Annotated in this window: 19 protein-coding genes; 7 read left to right on the top strand and 12 right to left on the bottom strand. The window is 72.3% G+C overall.

All coding sequences use genetic code 11. The features are described from left to right. Position 1: 1 nt before the first annotated feature. The 3 genes from QNO07_RS03460 to QNO07_RS03450 all read right to left on the bottom strand — a co-directional run bounded on the left by QNO07_RS03460 (position 2) and on the right by QNO07_RS03450 (position 1,874). Positions 2–1,087 (bottom strand): ankyrin repeat domain-containing protein, encoded by a 1,086-nt coding sequence (locus QNO07_RS03460; protein WP_283989892.1) that lies wholly within the window; start codon positions 1,085–1,087, stop codon positions 2–4. Between the two features lie 161 nt (positions 1,088–1,248). Next, the gene (locus tag QNO07_RS03455) at positions 1,249–1,515 is read right to left on the bottom strand and encodes a DUF4031 domain-containing protein (protein WP_283989891.1); all 267 of its coding nucleotides are present in this window, start codon (positions 1,513–1,515) and stop codon (positions 1,249–1,251) included. Continuing rightward, entirely contained in the window at positions 1,512–1,874 is a 363-nt protein-coding gene (locus tag QNO07_RS03450) for a DUF8819 family protein (protein ID WP_283989890.1), read from the bottom strand. The genes QNO07_RS03455 and QNO07_RS03450 overlap by 4 nt, the downstream gene beginning before the upstream one ends. Positions 1,875–1,994: 120 nt before the next feature. Here QNO07_RS03450 and QNO07_RS03445 point away from each other — a divergent pair, with 120 nt between their 5' ends. Together QNO07_RS03445 and murQ are read left to right on the top strand one after the other, a co-directional pair. After that, positions 1,995–2,993 carry a MurR/RpiR family transcriptional regulator gene (locus QNO07_RS03445; RefSeq protein ID WP_283989889.1) on the top strand — a complete coding sequence of 333 codons (999 nt, stop codon included), beginning with the start codon at positions 1,995–1,997 and terminating at the stop codon, positions 2,991–2,993. 112 nt (positions 2,994–3,105) lie between these two features. Beyond that, positions 3,106–4,032 carry an N-acetylmuramic acid 6-phosphate etherase gene (gene murQ, locus QNO07_RS03440; RefSeq protein WP_283989888.1) on the top strand — a complete coding sequence of 309 codons (927 nt, stop codon included), beginning with the start codon at positions 3,106–3,108 and terminating at the stop codon, positions 4,030–4,032. Positions 4,033–4,066: 34 nt separating this feature from the next. On the opposite strand, the gene QNO07_RS03435 is transcribed toward murQ, so the two are convergent. Then, entirely contained in the window at positions 4,067–4,894 is an 828-nt protein-coding gene (locus QNO07_RS03435) for a MerR family transcriptional regulator (RefSeq protein WP_283989887.1), read from the bottom strand. Between the two features lie 119 nt (positions 4,895–5,013). Here QNO07_RS03435 and QNO07_RS03430 point away from each other — a divergent pair, with 119 nt between their 5' ends. Further along, positions 5,014–5,499 (top strand): hypothetical protein, encoded by a 486-nt coding sequence (locus QNO07_RS03430; RefSeq protein ID WP_283989886.1) that lies wholly within the window; start codon positions 5,014–5,016, stop codon positions 5,497–5,499. 110 nt (positions 5,500–5,609) lie between these two features. Here QNO07_RS03430 and QNO07_RS03425 read toward each other — a convergent pair whose 3' ends face one another. The 3 genes from QNO07_RS03425 to QNO07_RS03415 all read right to left on the bottom strand — a co-directional run bounded on the left by QNO07_RS03425 (position 5,610) and on the right by QNO07_RS03415 (position 7,029). Then, positions 5,610–6,425 carry an alpha/beta fold hydrolase gene (locus tag QNO07_RS03425; RefSeq protein ID WP_283989885.1) on the bottom strand — a complete coding sequence of 272 codons (816 nt, stop codon included), beginning with the start codon at positions 6,423–6,425 and terminating at the stop codon, positions 5,610–5,612. 143 nt (positions 6,426–6,568) lie between these two features. Then, complete coding sequence (locus QNO07_RS03420; RefSeq protein WP_283989884.1) at positions 6,569–6,802, bottom strand: DUF7848 domain-containing protein; 234 nt, start codon at positions 6,800–6,802, stop codon at positions 6,569–6,571. After that, positions 6,799–7,029, bottom strand: coding sequence for a hypothetical protein (locus QNO07_RS03415; RefSeq protein ID WP_283989883.1), 231 nt, complete (start codon positions 7,027–7,029; stop codon positions 6,799–6,801). The genes QNO07_RS03420 and QNO07_RS03415 overlap by 4 nt, the downstream gene beginning before the upstream one ends. A 113-nt stretch (positions 7,030–7,142) precedes the next feature. Here QNO07_RS03415 and QNO07_RS03410 point away from each other — a divergent pair, with 113 nt between their 5' ends. After that, positions 7,143–7,958 carry a helix-turn-helix domain-containing protein gene (locus QNO07_RS03410; RefSeq protein WP_283989882.1) on the top strand — a complete coding sequence of 272 codons (816 nt, stop codon included), beginning with the start codon at positions 7,143–7,145 and terminating at the stop codon, positions 7,956–7,958. Further along, positions 7,955–8,194: a DUF397 domain-containing protein gene (locus QNO07_RS03405; protein ID WP_283989880.1), complete on the top strand. Its 240-nt coding sequence runs from the start codon at positions 7,955–7,957 to the stop codon at positions 8,192–8,194. The genes QNO07_RS03410 and QNO07_RS03405 overlap by 4 nt, the downstream gene beginning before the upstream one ends. A 67-nt stretch (positions 8,195–8,261) precedes the next feature. Here QNO07_RS03405 and QNO07_RS03400 read toward each other — a convergent pair whose 3' ends face one another. Continuing rightward, on the bottom strand, positions 8,262–8,795 hold the full coding sequence (locus QNO07_RS03400) for a sugar O-acetyltransferase (protein ID WP_283990064.1): 534 nt from the start codon (positions 8,793–8,795) through the stop codon (positions 8,262–8,264). A 137-nt stretch (positions 8,796–8,932) separates the two neighbouring features. After that, entirely contained in the window at positions 8,933–9,907 is a 975-nt protein-coding gene (locus QNO07_RS03395; protein WP_283989879.1) for an LLM class F420-dependent oxidoreductase, read from the bottom strand. Between the two features lie 312 nt (positions 9,908–10,219). Between QNO07_RS03395 and QNO07_RS03390 the strand changes: the two genes are divergently transcribed. Both QNO07_RS03390 and QNO07_RS03385 read left to right on the top strand, forming a co-directional pair. Beyond that, positions 10,220–11,461 (top strand): glycosyltransferase family 39 protein, encoded by a 1,242-nt coding sequence (locus QNO07_RS03390; protein WP_283989878.1) that lies wholly within the window; start codon positions 10,220–10,222, stop codon positions 11,459–11,461. Positions 11,462–11,589: 128 nt separating this feature from the next. Then, a complete protein-coding gene (locus QNO07_RS03385) occupies positions 11,590–12,441 on the top strand; it encodes an alpha/beta fold hydrolase (protein ID WP_283989877.1) in 852 nt (283 codons plus the stop codon). Between the two features lie 320 nt (positions 12,442–12,761). Here the strand turns inward: QNO07_RS03385 and QNO07_RS03380 are convergent, their stop codons facing one another. The 3 genes from QNO07_RS03380 to groL all read right to left on the bottom strand — a co-directional run bounded on the left by QNO07_RS03380 (position 12,762) and on the right by groL (position 17,971). Further along, the gene (locus QNO07_RS03380; RefSeq protein ID WP_283989876.1) at positions 12,762–14,267 is read right to left on the bottom strand and encodes an alanine/glycine:cation symporter family protein; all 1,506 of its coding nucleotides are present in this window, start codon (positions 14,265–14,267) and stop codon (positions 12,762–12,764) included. Between the two features lie 324 nt (positions 14,268–14,591). Then, positions 14,592–16,052: an alanine/glycine:cation symporter family protein gene (locus QNO07_RS03375; RefSeq protein ID WP_283989875.1), complete on the bottom strand. Its 1,461-nt coding sequence runs from the start codon at positions 16,050–16,052 to the stop codon at positions 14,592–14,594. A gap of 290 nt (positions 16,053–16,342) precedes the next feature. Continuing rightward, positions 16,343–17,971, bottom strand: coding sequence for a chaperonin GroEL (groL, locus tag QNO07_RS03370; RefSeq protein ID WP_283989874.1), 1,629 nt, complete (start codon positions 17,969–17,971; stop codon positions 16,343–16,345). Positions 17,972–18,299 lie beyond the last annotated feature (328 nt).

Raw genomic sequence — 18,299 nt, 5'->3', positions numbered from 1 at the left:
GTCACCGCGTCCCGGGCGGCGTGGCCCACCGCCGGGGCGGGCCGAGGACCTGTTCGGCCGAGGTGGGGCTCAGGCCCGCCGTCCAGCAGGCGTAGGCGAGGCAGGACGCGTCGTGGAGGTGTTCGGGGCCCCGGTCATAGAAGCGGAACAGCCAGTGGTCGGCGGGGGAGTCCTCGTCCGGGTCGAGACCGATCTCCTCGTGCAGGACCACGGCGCCGTCGCGGGCCAGGGTGCCGAAGACGCCGCCTTTGGGGTTGAAGTACAGGCCGTACGCGGTGGTGCCCGCCGAGAGCGGTATCAGTGCTTCCTCGGTCCTGAGCCAGTAGTTGTAGGCGTGCATCAGCACGCAGCCGCCGGGCACGGCGGACACCCCGGTGACGTCCCCGGCCTCGTGCTCCAACGCGTCCCACGCGGCCCTGTCCGCCTCGGTCAGCGGCGAGCAGGCGGCCGGGTCCAGGCCCACCCGGCGCAGCGCCTCGTCCTCGGTCAACCCGGCGACGAACGCTGCCGCCAGGCCTTCCGGATACTCGCCGGTGAAGAGGCCGATCAGCCAGTCCGCTTCCTGCTGCCGGGCCGTCTCGTCCGCAGTGGGCAGGACGGCGCCGGGCAGGCCGGCGAACACGTCGGCGCACTTGTTGCGCAGGCCGAGCCATCCCGCCGACCGCTCGCCGACCACCGGACGCCACGGGTCAGCGCCCACCGCCAGCATTGCGGCGGCGGCGTCCGGGGAGTCGGCGCAGACCGCCGCCCACAGCGCGGTGTGTCCTTCGCCGTCCACGGCCTCCAGGTCGCTGACCCGCCCGGCCAGCTCCGCCACCACCTCCGCGGCGCCCTCCTCCGCGGCCCGGTGCAGCGGCGGCGGCCCGCCGTCCGCGCGGTCCTGCGGGTCGCCGTCCGGGTCGGCCCCGGCAGCCAGACGGGTGCGGACCACGCGCAGGTCGTGCCAGTCCGAGCGGACCATGCGCTGCCAGTCCGGACGCGGTTCGTAGCGGCGGTCGTCGGCCCGGCGGGGCGACTGCTCCGGCTCCCGCTCCCCCGCCGCCCACCGCGCCGCCGGACCGACCATCATGTCCTCGTCCGAACCCATACCGACCTCTCCCGCCTGCGCGCCTGCCCCTGTCCGAAGTGTCCCAGGGCGACCGCCGTGCCGGACAGGCGATCAGTGCTCCCGTCGCGATTCGGCCTGCGGATCGGCCACCAGCCACAGCACACCGAAGGTCACCGCGTCCCCGGCCGCCGGAGCGGCGCTCAGGCCGGGCGGCCCTTGGGGCGGCGGAGGCCGGCGGCGGTGAGGCGGCGGACGAGTTCCTTGCTGCCGACCTCCACCGCGCCGAGCCGGACGGCGTCGGCGTAGCGGGTGGACGGCAGGTCGTAGTGGTCCCGGTCGAAGGCCCGGCGGGGCGCACCGAGGCGGGCGGCGAAGGTGTGCAGTTCCTCGAAGGAGACGTCGCTGACCAGGTGCGACCACATACGTCCGTGGCCCGGCCAGATCGGCGGGTCGATGTACACCGTCACGCGGACGCGCCCAGGCGGCCGACGGGCGCCACCGCCGTGGCGGTCAGGGTGCACACCCAGTGCGGGTCCTCGCCGAGTTCCGGTTCGACGTCCAGGGCGTGCGGGCCGCCGTCCACGTCGTCGCCGCACAACGGGCACAGCGGCCAGCGGCCGTAGCGGTCCAGCAGGGCGTCCTGCACGTCCTGGGCGACCAGGCCGGTGACGAACGCGGCGCCCTGCGGCCACTGCTCCACCCACCACCGCCGGTGCGTGACGGCGTCCTCCACCAGGGACACCGTGTCGGCTTCCGCGACGTCCGCAGCCGCCAGGTCGGCGAGGACCAGCGCGCGGGCGGTGTGCAGGGCCTGTTCCAACTCCATGCCTCCATTGCACCAGAGGCCGCCCCACCGCCGGACCACGCACCCGGCCGCCCTGCCCGGCCCCGAGGCGGTCTTGACGCGGGCGGGGGCTGAAAATATCTTCCGGAGCGTGAGGATCGCATGAAGAAAACCTTCACCCGGCAGCCCCTGGCGTCGAACCGGGCCGCGCTGCCGGGACCCCGGCAGCCCGCCGCGAGCACCTCTCAGTCCCCACCGCCCCCGCCGGCCCCTCCCGCGCCGCCCGGCCCGGCCGCGCTGGCCGCGAAGGTGCGGACGCTGGCGCCGTCGATGACCCGGTCGATGCACCGGGTCGCGGAGGCCGTCGCGGCGGATCCGGCCGGCTGCGCGGGCCTGACCGTCACCGGCCTGGCGCAGCGCACCGGAACCAGCGAGGCCACGGTGGTCCGCACCTCCCGCCTGCTCGGCTACACCGGCTACCGAGGCCTGCGGCTGGCGCTGGCCGGACTCGCCGCCCACCAGGCGTCGGGCGCCGCGCCCGCCGTCACCGCCGACATCGACGTGGACGACCCGATGGCCCAGGTCATCGCCAAGCTCGCCCAGGACGAACGGCAGACGCTGGCGGACACCGCCGCAGTCCTGGACGCCACGCAGGTCGAGGCGGCCGTGGCGGCGCTGTCCACCGCCCGGCGCACCGACGTCTACGGCGTCGGCGCGTCGGGACTGGTGGCCCAGGACCTGGCGCAGAAGCTGCTGCGCATCGGCCGCGTCGCGCACGACCACCACGACCCGCACCTGGCTGTCACCAACGCCGTCCAGCTCGGCCCGGGGGACGTGGCCGTGGCCTTCAGCCACTCCGGACGCACCGAGGACGTCATCGAACCGCTGCGGGTGGCCTTCGACCGGGGTGCGACGACGGTGGCCGTCACGGGCGGGCCGGACGGCGAGATATCCCAGTACGCCGACCACCTCCTGACGACGTCCGCCGCCCGGGAGAGCGAGCTGCGCCCGGCCGCCATGTCGAGCCGCACCAGCCAGCTCCTGGTGGTTGACTGCCTCTTCGTCGGCGTCGCGCAGCTCACCTACGACGAGGCTGCTCCGGCGCTGGCCGCGTCGTACGAGGCGCTGGCGCACCGCCGGCACGCCCGACGCACCCGCTGAGGCACCGCCGCGCCCCGGGCGTCCCGCGCCTGCGGCGGGTGGGGCGGTGCCACGCCCGCCCCCGAACCCGTCCGCCAGTCCCCCGCCCCGGTACGGAAAGAGCACGCACCCCATGACGACCCACCGTGAACTCCGCGACGAGCTGGGCCGGTTGAGCACCGAGACGCACCGGTCCGAGCTGGCGGAGCTGGACCGGCTGCCCACGCTGGAGATCGCCGCACTGATGAACGGCGAGGACGCCACCGTGCCGGCCGCGGTCGCCGCCCGGCTGCCGCAGATCGCGGCGGCCATCGACGCCACCGCCGACCGGATGGCCCGCGGCGGACGACTCGTCTACGCGGGCGCCGGGACGGCGGGACGGCTCGGCGTGCTCGACGCCAGCGAGTGCCCGCCGACGTTCAACACCGACCCGGACCAGGTGGTCGGGCTGATCGCGGGCGGTCCGGAGGCCATGGTGGCGGCCGTCGAGGGCGCCGAGGACCGTGCCGACCTGGCCGAAGCCGACCTGCGCGCGCTGGGGTTGACGTCGCAGGACACCGTCGTCGGCATCTCCGCGTCCGGCCGCACGCCCTACGCGGTCGGTGCCGTCACCTTCGCCCGCGGCCGGGGCGCGCTCACCATCGGGCTGTCCGGCAACGCCGGTTCGCCGCTGGCGGCGGCGGCCGAGCACGGCATCGAGATCGTCACCGGCCCCGAACTGCTCACCGGATCGACGCGGTTGAAGGCGGGGACGGCGCAGAAGCTCGTCCTCAACATGCTGTCGACCGTGACGATGATCCGGCTGGGCAAGACCTACGGCAACCTCATGGTGGACGTGCGCGCGTCCAACGAGAAGCTGCGCGCCCGCTCGCGGCGCATCGTGGCACTCGCCACGGGCGCGCCGGACGAGGCCATCGAGGCGGCGCTGAACGCCACCGGCGGTGAGGTGAAGAACGCCGTGCTGACGCTGCTGGCCGACGTGGACGCGGCCACCGCCACCCGCCTGCTGGCCGCCAGCGGCGGGCGGCTGCGCGACGCCCTGGACGCCGCCCGCAGGTGACGGCCCGGGGTCGCGCGCAGCCGCCCGCCGCCGGTCAGGCCCGCGTCAGCGGCTCCTGGATCTCGGTCACCCAGTGCTCCTGGCCGCCCTCGCACGAGAGGTACAGCTCGCGTGAGGCGCCCACCGCCCGGTAGCCGCCGCTGCCCTCCACCCAGCGGGACAGCGCCTGCACGGCGGGCATGACCTCCGCCATGGGACCTCGGTGGACGACGGTCGCGGCCTGCTCGACGGCGGGCAGGTCCACCACCGCGAAGTCGTGGCCCTCCCGCTCCCGCAGGTCGACCGGCGCGGCGGCGTGCACCACCACCGAGCCGTCCCCGTCAGCCGCGTGCCCGTAGTGGGCGATGGTCGGCCCGGTGATGGCCACCCCGGCCGCCTCCAACCGCCGGCACAGCTCCTCGAACAGCGGCTGGATGACCGGGCCGATCGCGGCAGGCGTGAAGTCGCTTGCGATGGCCGTCAGTTCGGCGACGCGGACGGCGGGGAGGGACTTGACGACGATGTCGCAGGCTTCCATGCGACCCTCACTCTCGATCGTGCGGAGACGCACCTCGACCTGGGCCAGCCGTGCCGCTCCCGCCGCCAGTTCCTCCTGCAGCTCGACCTGTCTCAACCGCAGCATGCCGCGCAGCTCGGCCGCGTCCACCTGCGCGTCGAGGAGGTCGGCCACCTGCCGCAGGGTGAAGCCGAGTTCCTTCAGCGCGATGATCCGGTTCAGCCGGGTGAGCTGGTCGGCCGTGTAGTGGCGGTAGCCGCTGGACGGGTCGATGTGCGCGGGGCGCAGCAACCCGATGGCGTCGTAGTGGCGCAGCATGCGAATCGACACGCTGCCGGTCCGGGCGAAGTCTCCGATACTCAACATGACGCCTCCCAGTGCACGGCCTCACACCATGTCAGGGTCAAGCAGCATGCCAGGGTCGAGCACCCGGTCATGCGGGTGGGCGGACTGCGGCATGACGATGAGAAGAAGGAGATGTGCGTATGGCACGCCCTGCACGGACCGTGTGCCTGCTGGACTGGCACGCCGACACCCCGTACGGGCTGACTGCGGTGGCGGTCCCGGCGGACGAGCTGTCCGAGGCGGAGGAGGTGGCGGCGCCCCTGGCCGGCGAGGCGCTTCCCGTCGCGTGGGTGGATGCGGACCCGGCTCTGCTGCGGCGTCTTGTCGCCATGTGCCGGCCGATCCCGACGACGGGCTTCTGGCACGTGTATGACGACCGGCCGGTCACAGACGAGGCCCGCGCCCGGCGGGACTGCCTGCGCGTCTTCGCCGACGAGTGGCCGGACGCAGAGCGGCTGCCCGTCGACCAGGCGGACCACCTCCCGGGCCTGACCGCCCTGGTCCGCCTTGCCGCCCTGGGCTGCCGGGTGCCACCGGAAGCGGAGGAGTGGCTGGACGAGGACGAGGACATCCACGACACGTTCGACACCTTCACGGTGGGCGTCCTCCCCGCCGACTGGCACTGACCCGGCGACCGCACGCCCCCTCACGCGTCACAGCACACACCGCGGCCACCCCACCCGGCCTGGGTGGGGTGGCCGGGCCTGGCTGGGGGCAGCGAGGGCATCCGGGTCGGTCAGGTGCCGGCCAGGATGTGCCGCAGGGTCACCTGGGCGTACTCCTCGGGCTGGCCGGCGTGCGGCGCGTGCCCGGCGCCGCTGTAGGTGTGGCGCTCGGCCTGCGGCAGGAAGGCCGCGACCAGGTCGAGGACGGGGGCGAACATCGGCGGGCTGTCGTCGCTGCGGGTGAGCAGCGCCGGGTGGGGGAAGGCGTGCAGCGCGGCCAGGTCGAGCCCCAGGCAGTCGGGGTCGCGCAGCTCGTCGAGAAAGGTCGGCCCGTTGCGGACGAAGGACGCTCGCACCGGTTCGGGCAGCCGCCGCCACCCCCCGAGGCCGAAGGCGACCGTTTCGACGAACCGTTCGGCTGCGGCCTCACCGTCCCCGGCCTCCAGCAGGGCACGGACGGGCTCCACACGTTCCCGGAACCCGTCCGCCAGCGGCTTCGTGGCCGGGTCGGCCTCCAGGAGGCGCACGCCGGGCGGCTCGTGCACGGTCAGCGCACGCACCAGGTCGGGGTGGGCGGCGGCGAGGCGCAGGGTGATGAGAGCGCCGTAGGAGTTGCCGCAGACGTGGACCGGGCCCAGTTCGAGGTGGTGGATCAGCGCGGCCAGGTCCTCCACGTCCTCGTGCACCGAGCCCTGACCGGGCGGTTCCGCTGATTCGCTGCGGCTGTGCCCGCGCCGGTCGTAGACCGTCACCGAGCAGCGCTCGGCGAGCAGCGGGACCACACCCGCCCAGCTGTCGCCGTCGGTCCACGAGCCGTGCACGAGCACCACGGTCGGTCCGTCCCCTTCGGTGCGGTGGTACAGCGGCGTACCGTTCAGGTCCGTCACGGGCACGGTGGCCTCCCTGCCGATCACGGCGGTGTTGTCCGACTGTCCGCCTCCCAGCATCCCCGGCGGGCACCCGCCGCGCGACCCGGCGGCGTGCACCCGTACTCCACCCGGCCGTACCGGACCGGCGGCCCGGCCATCCGCTACACGGTCCAGGCCCGCCACGGGCGGGTGATCACCTCCCGGTAGGTGTGGTGCGAGGAGTTGCGACCCGCGTGGCGGAACGTCCACTGCTGCACGTCGCCGAAGTCCACCCGTGCCTCGGACCGGGCTCCGCACACGGCGCACTCCATGGCGAACGTGACCGGCTCCGCGTCCGGCTCCCGGTCCGGTGCCAGGTGCCACCGCGCGAAGCGCAGCACCGCGCGCACGCTCACGGCATCCTGCTCTCACGGTTCAGACGGGCCACCCGCACCCGCAACTCCTCGCTGGTGGACGCGTGCCGCAGCGCTTCGGGCGGGCAGTCCCACTCCCGCCCGCCTCCCGTCGGCCTCAGCTGCACGAACGGTCCCTCGTGCCCCATCACCCGGCCCACCCGGCTGCTGCGGATGTCCACGGCGTGGCAGCCGACGGGGAACCCGGTGGGGGAATTCTTGCTGTTCATGACGCAAAGCCTGCTTACGCGTCGCTACGGTCGGTAGTAACCAGGTGGATACGGGCACCGCTGTATCGGCGACAGGACGGTCGGTAGCAGGCGGTGCCGGGGGAGGTACGCCGATGACCACTCGGCAGGGTGAGACACCGCTGGCCTGGCGGTACTGCGGCAACCAGGTCAAACTATGGCGGACCAACTGCGGCACGTCGCGGGAGGAGTTGGCCCGGGCGGCTGGGTACTCGCCTGACACGGTCAAGTCCATGGAGCAGGGCGCGCGTATGCCGACCCCGCAACTACTCGACGTGGCAGATGACTTGTTCCGGGCGCAGGGTCTGCTGCGAGCGGCGAAGCAGTACCTGCGCCGCGAGAGGTTTCCGGCACGGTCGCACGACTTCTTCGGCTACGAAGCCGACGCCATCAGCCTCTGGTGTTACGAGACGACCCTCGTCCCCGGACTCCTGCAGACCGAGTCCTACGCCCGTGCGTTGATCAGCGAGCACAGCCCGCCGCTCGACGAGGAGGTCATCGAGGAGCGGATTGCCGCCCGCGTCGAGAGGCAGACCCTGCTGGATCGCAAGCCGCCGGCAGCCTTCAGCTTCGTGATGTACGAAGCTGCACTTCGCGCACGGATCGGTGGGCCGGAGGTCTATCGCGACCAGCTGGCGCACCTGCTGAAGATCGGCCGCCACCCTCGTGTCACCTTGCAGGTGCTGCCGTTCACACAGGCCATCCCTCTCGCGCTCACCGGACCTCTCGTCCTGCTGGAGACCCGTGACCACGAGAATCTGGCGCTTGTCGAAGGGCAGTCGCTGAGCCACCTGACCTCTGCACCGGCGGACATCAGCGCGCTCACTCTGCGCTATGGGATGATCCGGACCGAAGCACTCAGTACCGAGGAGTCAGCCCGCTTCATCACCCGCATGCTGGAGGAGCTTTGAACAAGCAGTCGGCGTGGTTCAAGTCCAGCTACAGCGACAGCGAAGGCAGCGAGTGCCTCGAAGTCGCCCTCTCCTGGCGGAAGTCGTCCCACAGTGACAGTGAGGGCAGCAACTGCGTGGAGGTGGCGGAGTGTCCGGAGACCGTGCACGTGCGGGACTCCAAGCGCCTCGCCGGGCCTCGTCTGGCCTTTCCCGCACGTGCCTGGTCCCGCTTCCTCGTGGACCTCACCACCTGATCACGTCACCGGCTGATCGCGTCACCGGCTGAGCACCCCGCGCTGAGCGCCCCGCTCCCCGCCCCGGTCAGAGCTTGCGGATCACGCGGGCCGGGTTGCCGACGGCGACGACGTCGGCGGGCAGGTCGCGGGTGACGACGGCTCCGGCGCCGACGACGGTGTTCTCGCCGATGGTCACGCCGGGGCAGACGATGACGCCGCCGCCCAGCCACACGTTGTCGCCGATGGTGATCGGCTCGGCGGCCTCCCACTTCGCGCGTCGCGCCTCCGGCTCGACCGGGTGCGTGGGCGTGAGGAGTTGCACGTTCGGGCCGATCTGCACGTCGGCGCCGATGGTGACGCGGCCGACGTCGAGCAGCGTCAGGCCGTAGTTGACGAAGGTGCGCGGGCCGATGGTGGTCTGGTAGCCGTAGTCGAGGTGCAGCGGCGGCCGGATCTCGACGTCCTCGCCGATCTCACCGAGCAGTTCGGTGAGCAGTTCCCGCCGCTGTGCGGGGTCGGCGGAGCTGGTGGCGTTGAAGCGTTCGCTGAGCAGCGCGGCGCGGAGTGCGTCGGCGCTGAGTTCCGGATCGTCGGCGAGGTACGGCTCACCGGCGAGCATGCGTTCCTTCTGACTGGCCACGGCGGGTCCTCCCCGGGTCGGCCCCGGCGGTCCTGCCCGCCGGGAACGGGCGGCGGGCGGCACCCGCCCGCGTCCACGCTACGCACCCGCCGCCACGCGTCCCGCAGGGGTGGCCGTCAGGACGGCCAGGTGCTGCGGAGGGCGGGGAGCAGCGTCTCCTGGGCCCAGTTGATGAACGCGGGCTGGGTGTCGCCGCCGACCTGGACGACGGCGACCTCGGAGAAGCCGGCCTCCACGTAGGGGGCGATGGCCTTGACGAAGTCGTCCGGGTTGTCGCCGCAGGGGATGGACTCGGCCACGTCGTCCTTGCGCACGAACTGGGTTGCCGCCTCGAAGGACTTGGGTCCTGGCAGCTCGGAGTTGACCTTCCAGCCGCCGGCGAACCAGCGGAACTGGTCGTGGGCGCGGGCCACAGCCGTGTCGTGGTCGGTGTCCCAGCAGATGGGGAGCTGGCCGACGCTCGGCTTGCCCTCGCCGCCGTGGCGGGCGAAGGCGTCCAGCAGGTCCGCCTTGGGTTCGGTGCCGATGACCAGGTCGGCCAGGCGCCCGGCCAGTTCGCAGGACTGCTCGCCGGAGACGGCGATGCCGATCTGCGGCGCCTCCTCGGGCAGGTCCCACAGCTTGGCGGACTCCACGTCGTAGTGGGTGCCGTGGTGGTTGACGTAGCCGCCGCCGAAGAGGGCGCGGATGATCTCCACAGCCTCCTCCAGCATCTCGTGACGCACGTCCGCCGGGGGCCAGCCGCCGCCGACCACGTGCTCGTTCAGGTTCTCGCCCGACCCCAGGCCCAGCCGGAACCGGCCCTCGGCGAGCAGTTGCAGGGTCGCCGCCTTCTGCGCCACGACCGCCGGGTGGTAGCGCACGGTCGGGCACGTCACGTACGTCATGAGCGGGATGCGGCTGGTCGCCTGCGCGGCGGCGCCCAGCACCGTCCAGGCGTGCGGGGAGTGGCCCTGGCTGGTCAGCCAGGGGAAGTAGTGGTCGGAGGTGACGGAGAAGTCGAAACCGGCCTGCTCCGCCAGGACCACATGGTCGACGAGGTCCCGGGGCCCGGCCTGCTCGGTCATCATCGTGTAGCCGAATTGCACCATTTCCGCCGTGTCCCCGATCCGCGCGGCGGGAAACACCCCGCATCCGGACGGGTGACCGGTCACCGGCACCTCCTGGACCGCATCCGCACACCCTCCCCTCTGCTGGACCTTCCGCCGCGCGCCCTCCCGCTGCTGCGCCTTCCCGCCGCGCGCCCTCCCGCTGCTGGACCTTCCGCCGCGCGCCCCCCGCTGCGACGTGTGTCACCTCGGACAACCGCACCTCCCGGGGCCGCGTCTCCCTGTACGCGCGGGCAGGACCGACCACCTGCTCGCGCGCGGGGCGGTTCGGCGCGGAAGCGGGGGAGACACGGTATGGCGGTTGTTCGGCTCCTCTCCCCCGCTGCCCCTGCTGCCCCTGCGGCACCCCCCGTGCGGCCGGCCGCGCAGGTGGTGCCCGCCGAGGTGCGCACACCGGCCGCGAGCGCCCTCTCCGCCGCCGTGCGCCGGGCGGCGCCCGCGCTGGCGCTGTACACGGCGATCCGCGCGCTGGGGGTCGCCGTCCTGTTCGTCTGGTCCGGGTTCACCGGCAGGAACCCCTGGGTGCTGCTGTCGGAGCGCTGGGACTCGCTCTGGTACACGCGCATCGCGGAGCACGGGTACGCCTTCGCCGTGCAGGCGCCCGACGGGCGGCACCTGTCCAGCATGGCGTTCTTCCCGCTGTTCCCGTGGCTGGAGCAGACCGTCTCGGCGGTCACCCGGCTGTCCGCTCCCCACGCGGGACTGCTCGTCAGCCTGCTCGCCTCGGTGGCCGCCGCCTGGGGCATCTTCGCGCTCGCCGACCGCACGTACGGGCGGCGCGCCGCCACGGTCCTGGTCGTGCTGTGGGCGGCGCTGCCGGTCGGCATCGTGCAGTCCATGGCCTACAGCGAGTCGCTGTTCGTGGCTCTCGCCGCCTGGTCCCTGTACGCCGCCGTCACCCACCGGTGGATCACCGCGGGGCTGCTGGCGTCCCTGGCCGGGCTGACCCGGCCGGTGGGCCTGGCAGTGGCGGCGGCCTTGCTGGTGGCGGCCTTCTGCGCCTGGCGGACGGCACGTCCGGCCGTCCCGCCGGCCCCCGGCCGCCGTGCCAGGGCCGTGCTGGGCTGCCTGATCGCGCCGCTGGGCGCGGCCTCGTACATCCTGTGGGTGGGCTGGGAGCGAGGCGCCCTGTTCGGTTACCTCGACGTGCAGGGCGAGTGGGGCAACGGCTTCGACGCCGGGATCGCCTTCGCCCGGTTCGTCGCCGCCTCGATGGGTGCGGGCGCATGGGCGGGCGTGCTCGTCCTCCTCGCCGTCGTCCTGCTCTCCGTGTGGCCGCACTGGCTGGGACTGCGGCAGCGCGTGCCCGTTCCGCTGGTGGTCTACTCGGCCGTCGTCACGCTGCTCGCCGTCGGCGCGTCCGGCTACTTCGGTTCCAAGCCGCGCCTGCTGCTCCCGGCCTTCCCGATCCTCTTCCCGCTGGCCCTCGCCCTGGCCAGGGCCCGCCCTGCGAGGGCGGCCACGCTGCTGACGGTCCTCGTCGCGCTCTCCGCCGCCTACGGCGCCTTCTGGCTCAACGGCTCCGGCCCGCCCTGAGCCGAGCCCTCCCGGGCGGCGCACCGGCGAGTGTCGGTGGCCTGCCGCACACTTGGTCGCGGACGGGTACGCCACCGCGCACAGGCGCAGGCACAGGCGCAGGCACAGGTGAGAAGAGGAGCACCGCCGTGACGGGATGGGAACTGACGCGGACGTTCGGCAGCACCTCCGGGGAGGTGCGGTGGGACGCCCTGGGCGCGGAGGGCCTTCCGCCGGTGGTGCTGCTGCACGGGACGCCGTTCTCCTCCTACGTCTGGCGGGCGACCGCGCGGGCCCTCTCCCGGCGCCACCGCGTCTACGTGTGGGACATGCCGGGGTACGGCAGCTCGGCGATGCAGGCCGGGCAGGACGTGTCGCTGGGTGCGCAGGGGCGCGTGTTCGCGGAGCTGCTGGCGCACTGGGAGCAGGCCGAGGGCCTCAGCAAGCCGGCCGTCGTGGCGCACGACTTCGGCGGTGCCGTCGCGCTGCGGGCGCATCTGCTGCACGGTGCCCGGTACCGGGCGCTGGCGCTCGTCGACGTGGTGGCGCTGGCACCCTGGGGTTCGCCGTTCTTCCGGCTGGTGCAGCAGCACGCCGCCGTCTTCGAGCAGCTGCCGCCGCCGCTGCACGCCGCCCTCGTCCGCGAGTACGTCAGCTCGGCGAGCGGTCCGGGTCTGCACCCGTCGGTGGCGGACGCGCTGGTGGAGCCGTGGCTCGGCGAGCGCGGCCAGGCCGCCTTCTACCGGCAGATCGCGCAGGCCGAGCAGCGCTTCACCGACGAGATCCAGGAGCGCTACGGCGAGCTGGACCTGCCGGTGCTGGTCTGCTGGGGCACCGAGGACGCCTGGATACCGGCCGAGCGCGGACGGGAGCTGGCCGGCCGGGTGCCGGGGGCCCGGCTGGAGCTGATCGGTGGCGCCGGACACCTCGCCCAGGAGGACGCGCCGGGCGAACTGACCACCCTGCTGGCCGAGTTCCTGTCCGAGCCACCGCCGGGCTGACCATCTGGCCTCGGGCGTTCTCCGCGCGCGGGCGTTCCGGTCGACGCACGGCATCGCACCGGCTGAGGCACGGGGGACGCGGCCGGACCCGGCCCGCTCACCAACGCCCGGCTACGGCTCGGTGATCGGGTCCCCCAGGGGCTGACGCCGATCTGTGCGGTGGTGCCCAGGTCCATCGTGCCGTCGGGCACGGTGAGTTGGCCGGGGTCACCGGCGGCAGGGGCGACCTCCAGGTGCCCCGCGTCGGCGGCCCGGTCGACGGCGGTGACGGTTCTGCGCCACGACGCCCCGGCCCGCACCTGCTGACCGGTCTGATCCGTCTAGCCCGTCGCGCCGGAGGCCGAACGGACCGCGCCTGCTGCGTCGGCCGGGACACGCGCGTCACCGTCCCGTCCGCCGTCCCGCATCCCGCCGACCACGCTCCCCGTCGGCTCCCAGCACTCGACGCCGGTCAGGCCGGGGATGCGGTCGCGGGTGAAGACCGGGTCCAGGCCCTGGCGGCGCTGCGCCTGGTAGTCGTCGAGCAGCTTGAAGGCGATCACCGACAGCGGGAGGATCGCCAGCAGGTTCACCAGGGTCATCGCGCCCATGGTGATGTCGGCGAGGTTCCACACCACGCTGACGGACCCCATCGCGCCGAGCACCGCACAGGCCAGCACGGCCGCCCGGTAGCCGGTCATCACGCGGCGGCTGCCGGTGATGAACTCGATGTTGGACTCGCCGTAGTAGTAGTTACCGATCATGGAGCTGAAGGCGACCAGGAAGACGACGAGGGTGAGCGCGTGCCCGGCCCAGCCGCCCAGCGCGTCGTTGAACGCGCCCTGGGTGACGTCGGCGCCGCCGCGCTCGGCCAGCGACGGGTTGGTGCTGAGGATGACGAGCGCGGTCATGGTGCAGATGATCAGCGTGTCGAAGTAGACGCCGAAGGTCTGCACGAGCCCCTGCTTGACGGGGTGGGTGGTCTCGGCGGCGGCGGACGCGTTGGGCGCGGAGCCCATGCCGGCCTCGTTGGAGAACATGCCGCGCCGCACACCCTGGAGGATCGCGGTGCCGACGGCGCCGCCGGCGACCTCGCGCACGCCGAACGCGCCGCCGACGATGTCGCCCAGCAGGCGGGGCACCTCGGTGACGTTGAGCAGCACCACGGCCAGACCCAGCAGCAGGTAGAGGCCGGCCATGACGGGGATGAGGACCTGCGTGACCTTGGCGATGCGCTTCACGCCGTAGAACACGGCCATCGCCAGCAGCGCGGCGAGCGCGACGCCCAGCACCGGCGTGAACCAGGCGCTGTCGGCGGCGCTCAGCGAGCCCTGCATGGTGACGGTGATGGTGTTGGACTGCACGGCCGTCAGCACGAAGCCGAACGTGAGCGTGATCAGGACGGCGAAGAGCACGCCCAGCCAGCGCTTACCGAGGGCGCGTTCCATGTAGTAGGCCGGGCCGCCGCGGTAGGTGCCGGGCTCCTTGCCGCGGGCCTTGTAGAGCTGGGCGAGCACGGACTCGACGAACGCCGAGGCGCCGCCGATGATCGCCATGACCCACATCCAGAACACCGCGCCCGCGCCGCCCAGCGTGATCGCGGTGGCCACACCGGCGATGTTGCCGGTGCCGATACGGGCCGCGGCGGAGATGGTGAACGCCCCGAACGGGCTGACGCCGCCGACCGGGCGGTCCTTGAAGACCCGCAGCATGTCCGGCAGCAGGCGCAGCTGCACGGCCCGGGAGCGGAAGGTGAAGTACAGGCCCGCGATCACCACCAGGGGGATCAGCAGGTACGTCCAGAAGGCGTCGTTGACGCCGAGGATCCAGGAGTCCAGCGTGCTCATGAAGGGTTGCGTTCCCGTCCTCGTGAGTCGGGTGGTGCTCGGCTCGGACGGCGGTGTACGGGTCGCGTACGAAGGTGCTGTCGGCCGCGGAAGTGGTTCTCCCGTTGGAAGCTTCCGGGAGGTTAACCAGCGTTCGCGACGGCTGAACAGAGGCCTCTGAGGTGCGGAATCTCACAGTATGGGATGGTCTGTGCCCGGTGGGGAGCACTCGGCGGATGCCCGCCCGGCCGGGACACGCCCGTGGGCGGCCGACACACCGTCAGGGTGCGTCGGCCGCCCACGGGGACGGTCAGGAGCCGGGGCGACGGGCTGGGGCCGGGACGGTCAGGAGCCGGACGGCCGCGGGGCGGCGGCCTTCTCCGAGGCGCCCTCCCAGCACTCGACGCCGGTCAGGCCGGGGATGCGGTCGCGGGTGAAGACCGGGTCCAGGCCCTGGCGGCGCTGCGCCTGGTAGTCGTCGAGCAGCTTGAAGGCGATCACCGACAGCGGCAGGATCGCCACCAGGTTCACCAGTGCCATGAAGCCCATGAAGACGTCGGCGAGGTTCCACACCGTGCTGACCGTGCCGAGCGCGCCCAGCACCACCGTGACCAGGACCAGCGCCCGGTAGCCGGGCAGCACCCAGGTCCGCGCGGTCATGAACTCGATGTTGGACTCGCCGTAGTAGTAGTTACCGATCATGGAGCTGAAGGCGAGCATGAACACCACCAGCGTCAGCACGTGCCCCGCCCAGCCGCCGAGCGTGTCGGTCAGCGCGTTCTGGGTGAGGTCGGCGCCCTGCCGGCCGGCCAGCGACGGGTTGGTGGTGAGGATGATGAACGCCGTCATCGAGCAGATCAGCAGCGTGTCGAAGAAGACGCCGAGCGACTGCACCAGGCCCTGCTTGACCGGGTGCGAGACCTGCGCGGTGGCGCCCGCGTTCGGGGCCGAGCCCAGACCCGCCTCGTTGGAGAACATGCCGCGCCGCACACCCTGCTGGATCGCCGCGCCGATCGCGCCGCCGGCGACCTCGCGGAAGCCGAGCGCGCCGCCGACGATGTCGGCGAAGACCCGCGGCACGTCGCCGAGGTTGAGCAGCACCACGACCAGGCCCAGCAGCAGGTAGACGCAGGCCATGACGGGGACCAGCACGCTGGTGACGCGGGCGATGCGCCGCACGCCGCCGAAGATGACGCCGGCCAGCATCGCGGCGAGCAGCAGCCCGATCGCGAGCGGGAACCAGCGGGCGTCGGCCGCGTCGAAGGAGCCGGCCGTCACCGTCCTGATGGTGTTCGACTGGACGGCGTTGAAGACGAACCCGAAGGTGAGCGTGATGGTGACGGCGAAGACGACGCCGCCCCAGCGCTTGCCCAGCCCGCGCTGGATGTAGTACGCCGGGCCGCCGCGGAAGGTGCCGCCCTGGCGGTGGTCGCGCACCTTGTAGAGCTGGGCGAGGGTGGACTCCACGAAGGCGGAGGCGGCGCCGAGCAGCGCCATGACCCACATCCAGAACACCGCGCCCGCGCCGCCCAGCGTGATCGCGGTGGCCACACCGGCGATGTTGCCGGTGCCGACGCGGGCGGCGGCGGAGATGGTGAAGGCGCCGAAGGAGGAGACGTGCTTGCGACCGTCGGGCGCGGTCTCGGCCTTGCCGCGCACGACGCGCAGCATCTCCGGGAACAGCCGCAGCTGCACGGCCTTCGACCGGAAGGTGAACCACAGTGCCGCCACCGCCACCAGCGGGATCAGCAGATAGGTCCAGAAGACGTCGTTGACGTCGACGATGAAGGCGTCCAGAGACTCCATGCGTGTCCTCAAAGTCGGATGGTGCTCGGCTCTGACGGCGCACCCATGGCGTCCGGCCGCGGAAGTGGTCCTCCGTAGAAGCTCCCGGCAGGCTACCCGGGCGCTAACACCGCATTCCGCCAATCAACGGTGGCTTACGTCACACAGTGGTACATCCCACCACGGCCCGCCGCCGGTGGGCAGGGGGGTTGCGTGGGTCCCGGCGGCTGCGGACGTGCCGAAGGGCGGCACTCCCACCGGGGAGTGCCGCCCTTCGTCGAGCTGCCTGGAGCTGTCCGATCCGCGGGGGATCAGAAGTCCATGCCACCGCCCATGCCACCGGTCGGGTCGGGCGCACCGGCGCCGGCCTTCTCGGGCTTGTCGGCGATGACGGCCTCGGTGGTGAGGAACAGCGCGGCGATGGAGGCCGCGTTCTGCAGCGCGGAGCGCGTCACCTTCGCCGGGTCGATGATGCCCTCGGCGATCATGTCGACGTACTCGCCGGTCGCGGCGTTGAGGCCGTGACCCACGGCGAGGTTGCGGACCTTCTCCACGACGACGCCGCCCTCAAGGCCGCCGTTGACGGCGATCTGCTTGAGCGGGGCCTCCAGGGCGAGCTTCACGGCGTTGGCGCCGGTCGCCTCGTCACCCTCGAGCTCCAGCTTCTCGAAGACGTTGGTCGCCTGGAGCAGGGCCACGCCACCGCCGGCGACGATGCCCTCCTCGACGGCGGCCTTCGCGTTGCGCACCGCGTCCTCGATGCGGTGCTTGCGCTCCTTCAGCTCCACCTCGGTGGCGGCACCGGCCTTGATGACGGCCACGCCGCCGGCCAGCTTCGCGAGGCGCTCCTGGAGCTTCTCGCGGTCGTAGTCCGAGTCGGAGTTCTCGATCTCGGCGCGGATCTGGTTGACCCGGCCCTGGACCTGCTCGCTGTCGCCGCCACCGTCGACGATGGTGGTCTCGTCCTTGGTGATGACGACCTTGCGGGCGTGGCCGAGAAGCTCAAGACCGGCGTTCTCCAGCTTGAGGCCGACCTCCTCGGAGATGACCTGGCCACCGGTGAGGATGGCGATGTCACCGAGCATGGCCTTGCGGCGGTCGCCGAAGCCCGGGGCCTTGACGGCGACGGACTTGAAGGTGCCGCGGATCTTGTTGACGACGAGCGTGGACAGCGCCTCGCCCTCGACGTCCTCGGCGATGATCAGCAGCGGCTTGCCGGACTGCATGACCTTCTCGAGCAGCGGAAGGAGGTCCTTCACGTTGCTGATCTTGGAGTTGACGATGAGGATGTAGGGGTCGTCGAAGACGGCCTCCATACGCTCCATGTCAGTGGCGAAGTACGCCGAGATGTAACCCTTGTCGAAGCGCATGCCCTCGGTGAGCTCAAGCTCGAGCCCGAAGGTCTGCGACTCCTCGACGGTGATGACGCCTTCCTTGCCGACCTTGTCCATCGCCTCGGCGATGAGCTCGCCGATCTGCGTGTCCGCGGCGGAGATGGAGGCGGTGGAGGCGATCTGCTCCTTGGTCTCCACGTCCTTCGCCTGCTCCAGCAGGGCGGCGGAGACAGCCTCGGTGGCCTTCTCGATGCCGCGCTTGAGCGCCATCGGGTTGGCACCGGCGGCTACGTTGCGGAGTCCTTCGCGGACCAGCGCCTGCGCCAGGACGGTGGCGGTCGTCGTTCCGTCGCCGGCGACGTCGTCCGTCTTCTTGGCGACCTCCTTGACGAGCTCCGCACCGATCTTCTCGTACGGGTCCTCGAGCTCGATCTCCTTGGCGATGGACACACCATCGTTGGTGATCGTGGGGGCGCCCCACTTCTTCTCGAGGACGACGTTCCGGCCCTTGGGGCCGAGAGTGACCTTGACGGCGTCGGCGAGCTGGTTCATCCCGCGCTCGAGGCCGCGCCGTGCCTCCTCGTCGAACGCGATGATCTTGGCCATGTGAAGTGGTCCTCCCAGACGGGGTGGATTTCTCCGGACCGCACCGGCGCCCGCGACGGACGATCTGCGAGTGGGGCGGTTCCTTCCCGCCACACCTGCCGACCTCACCGAGGTGGTCCGCAATCTGTCACTCTCACCTGCAGAGTGCTAACGCCAATGATTAGCACTCGACCCCCCTGAGTGCAAGCGGCCTACCCGGCCCCGATCCCGCCGATCCACGCTCCGGTACGGCGAACGCCCAGGTGGCGGGCGGTTCGCGGCCGTCGGGCGGCCTGCTCGGCACGTCAGCGAATCCGCGTCGAATCCCTGCCCCGTGCACGCCGGATCA

This window comes from Streptomyces sp. 549 (genome assembly GCF_030124175.1).
GTDB lineage: Bacteria > Actinomycetota > Actinomycetes > Streptomycetales > Streptomycetaceae > Streptomyces.
Note: the sequence above shows the minus strand (reverse complement) of the source record. Positions and strands in the feature narration are given on the sequence as shown.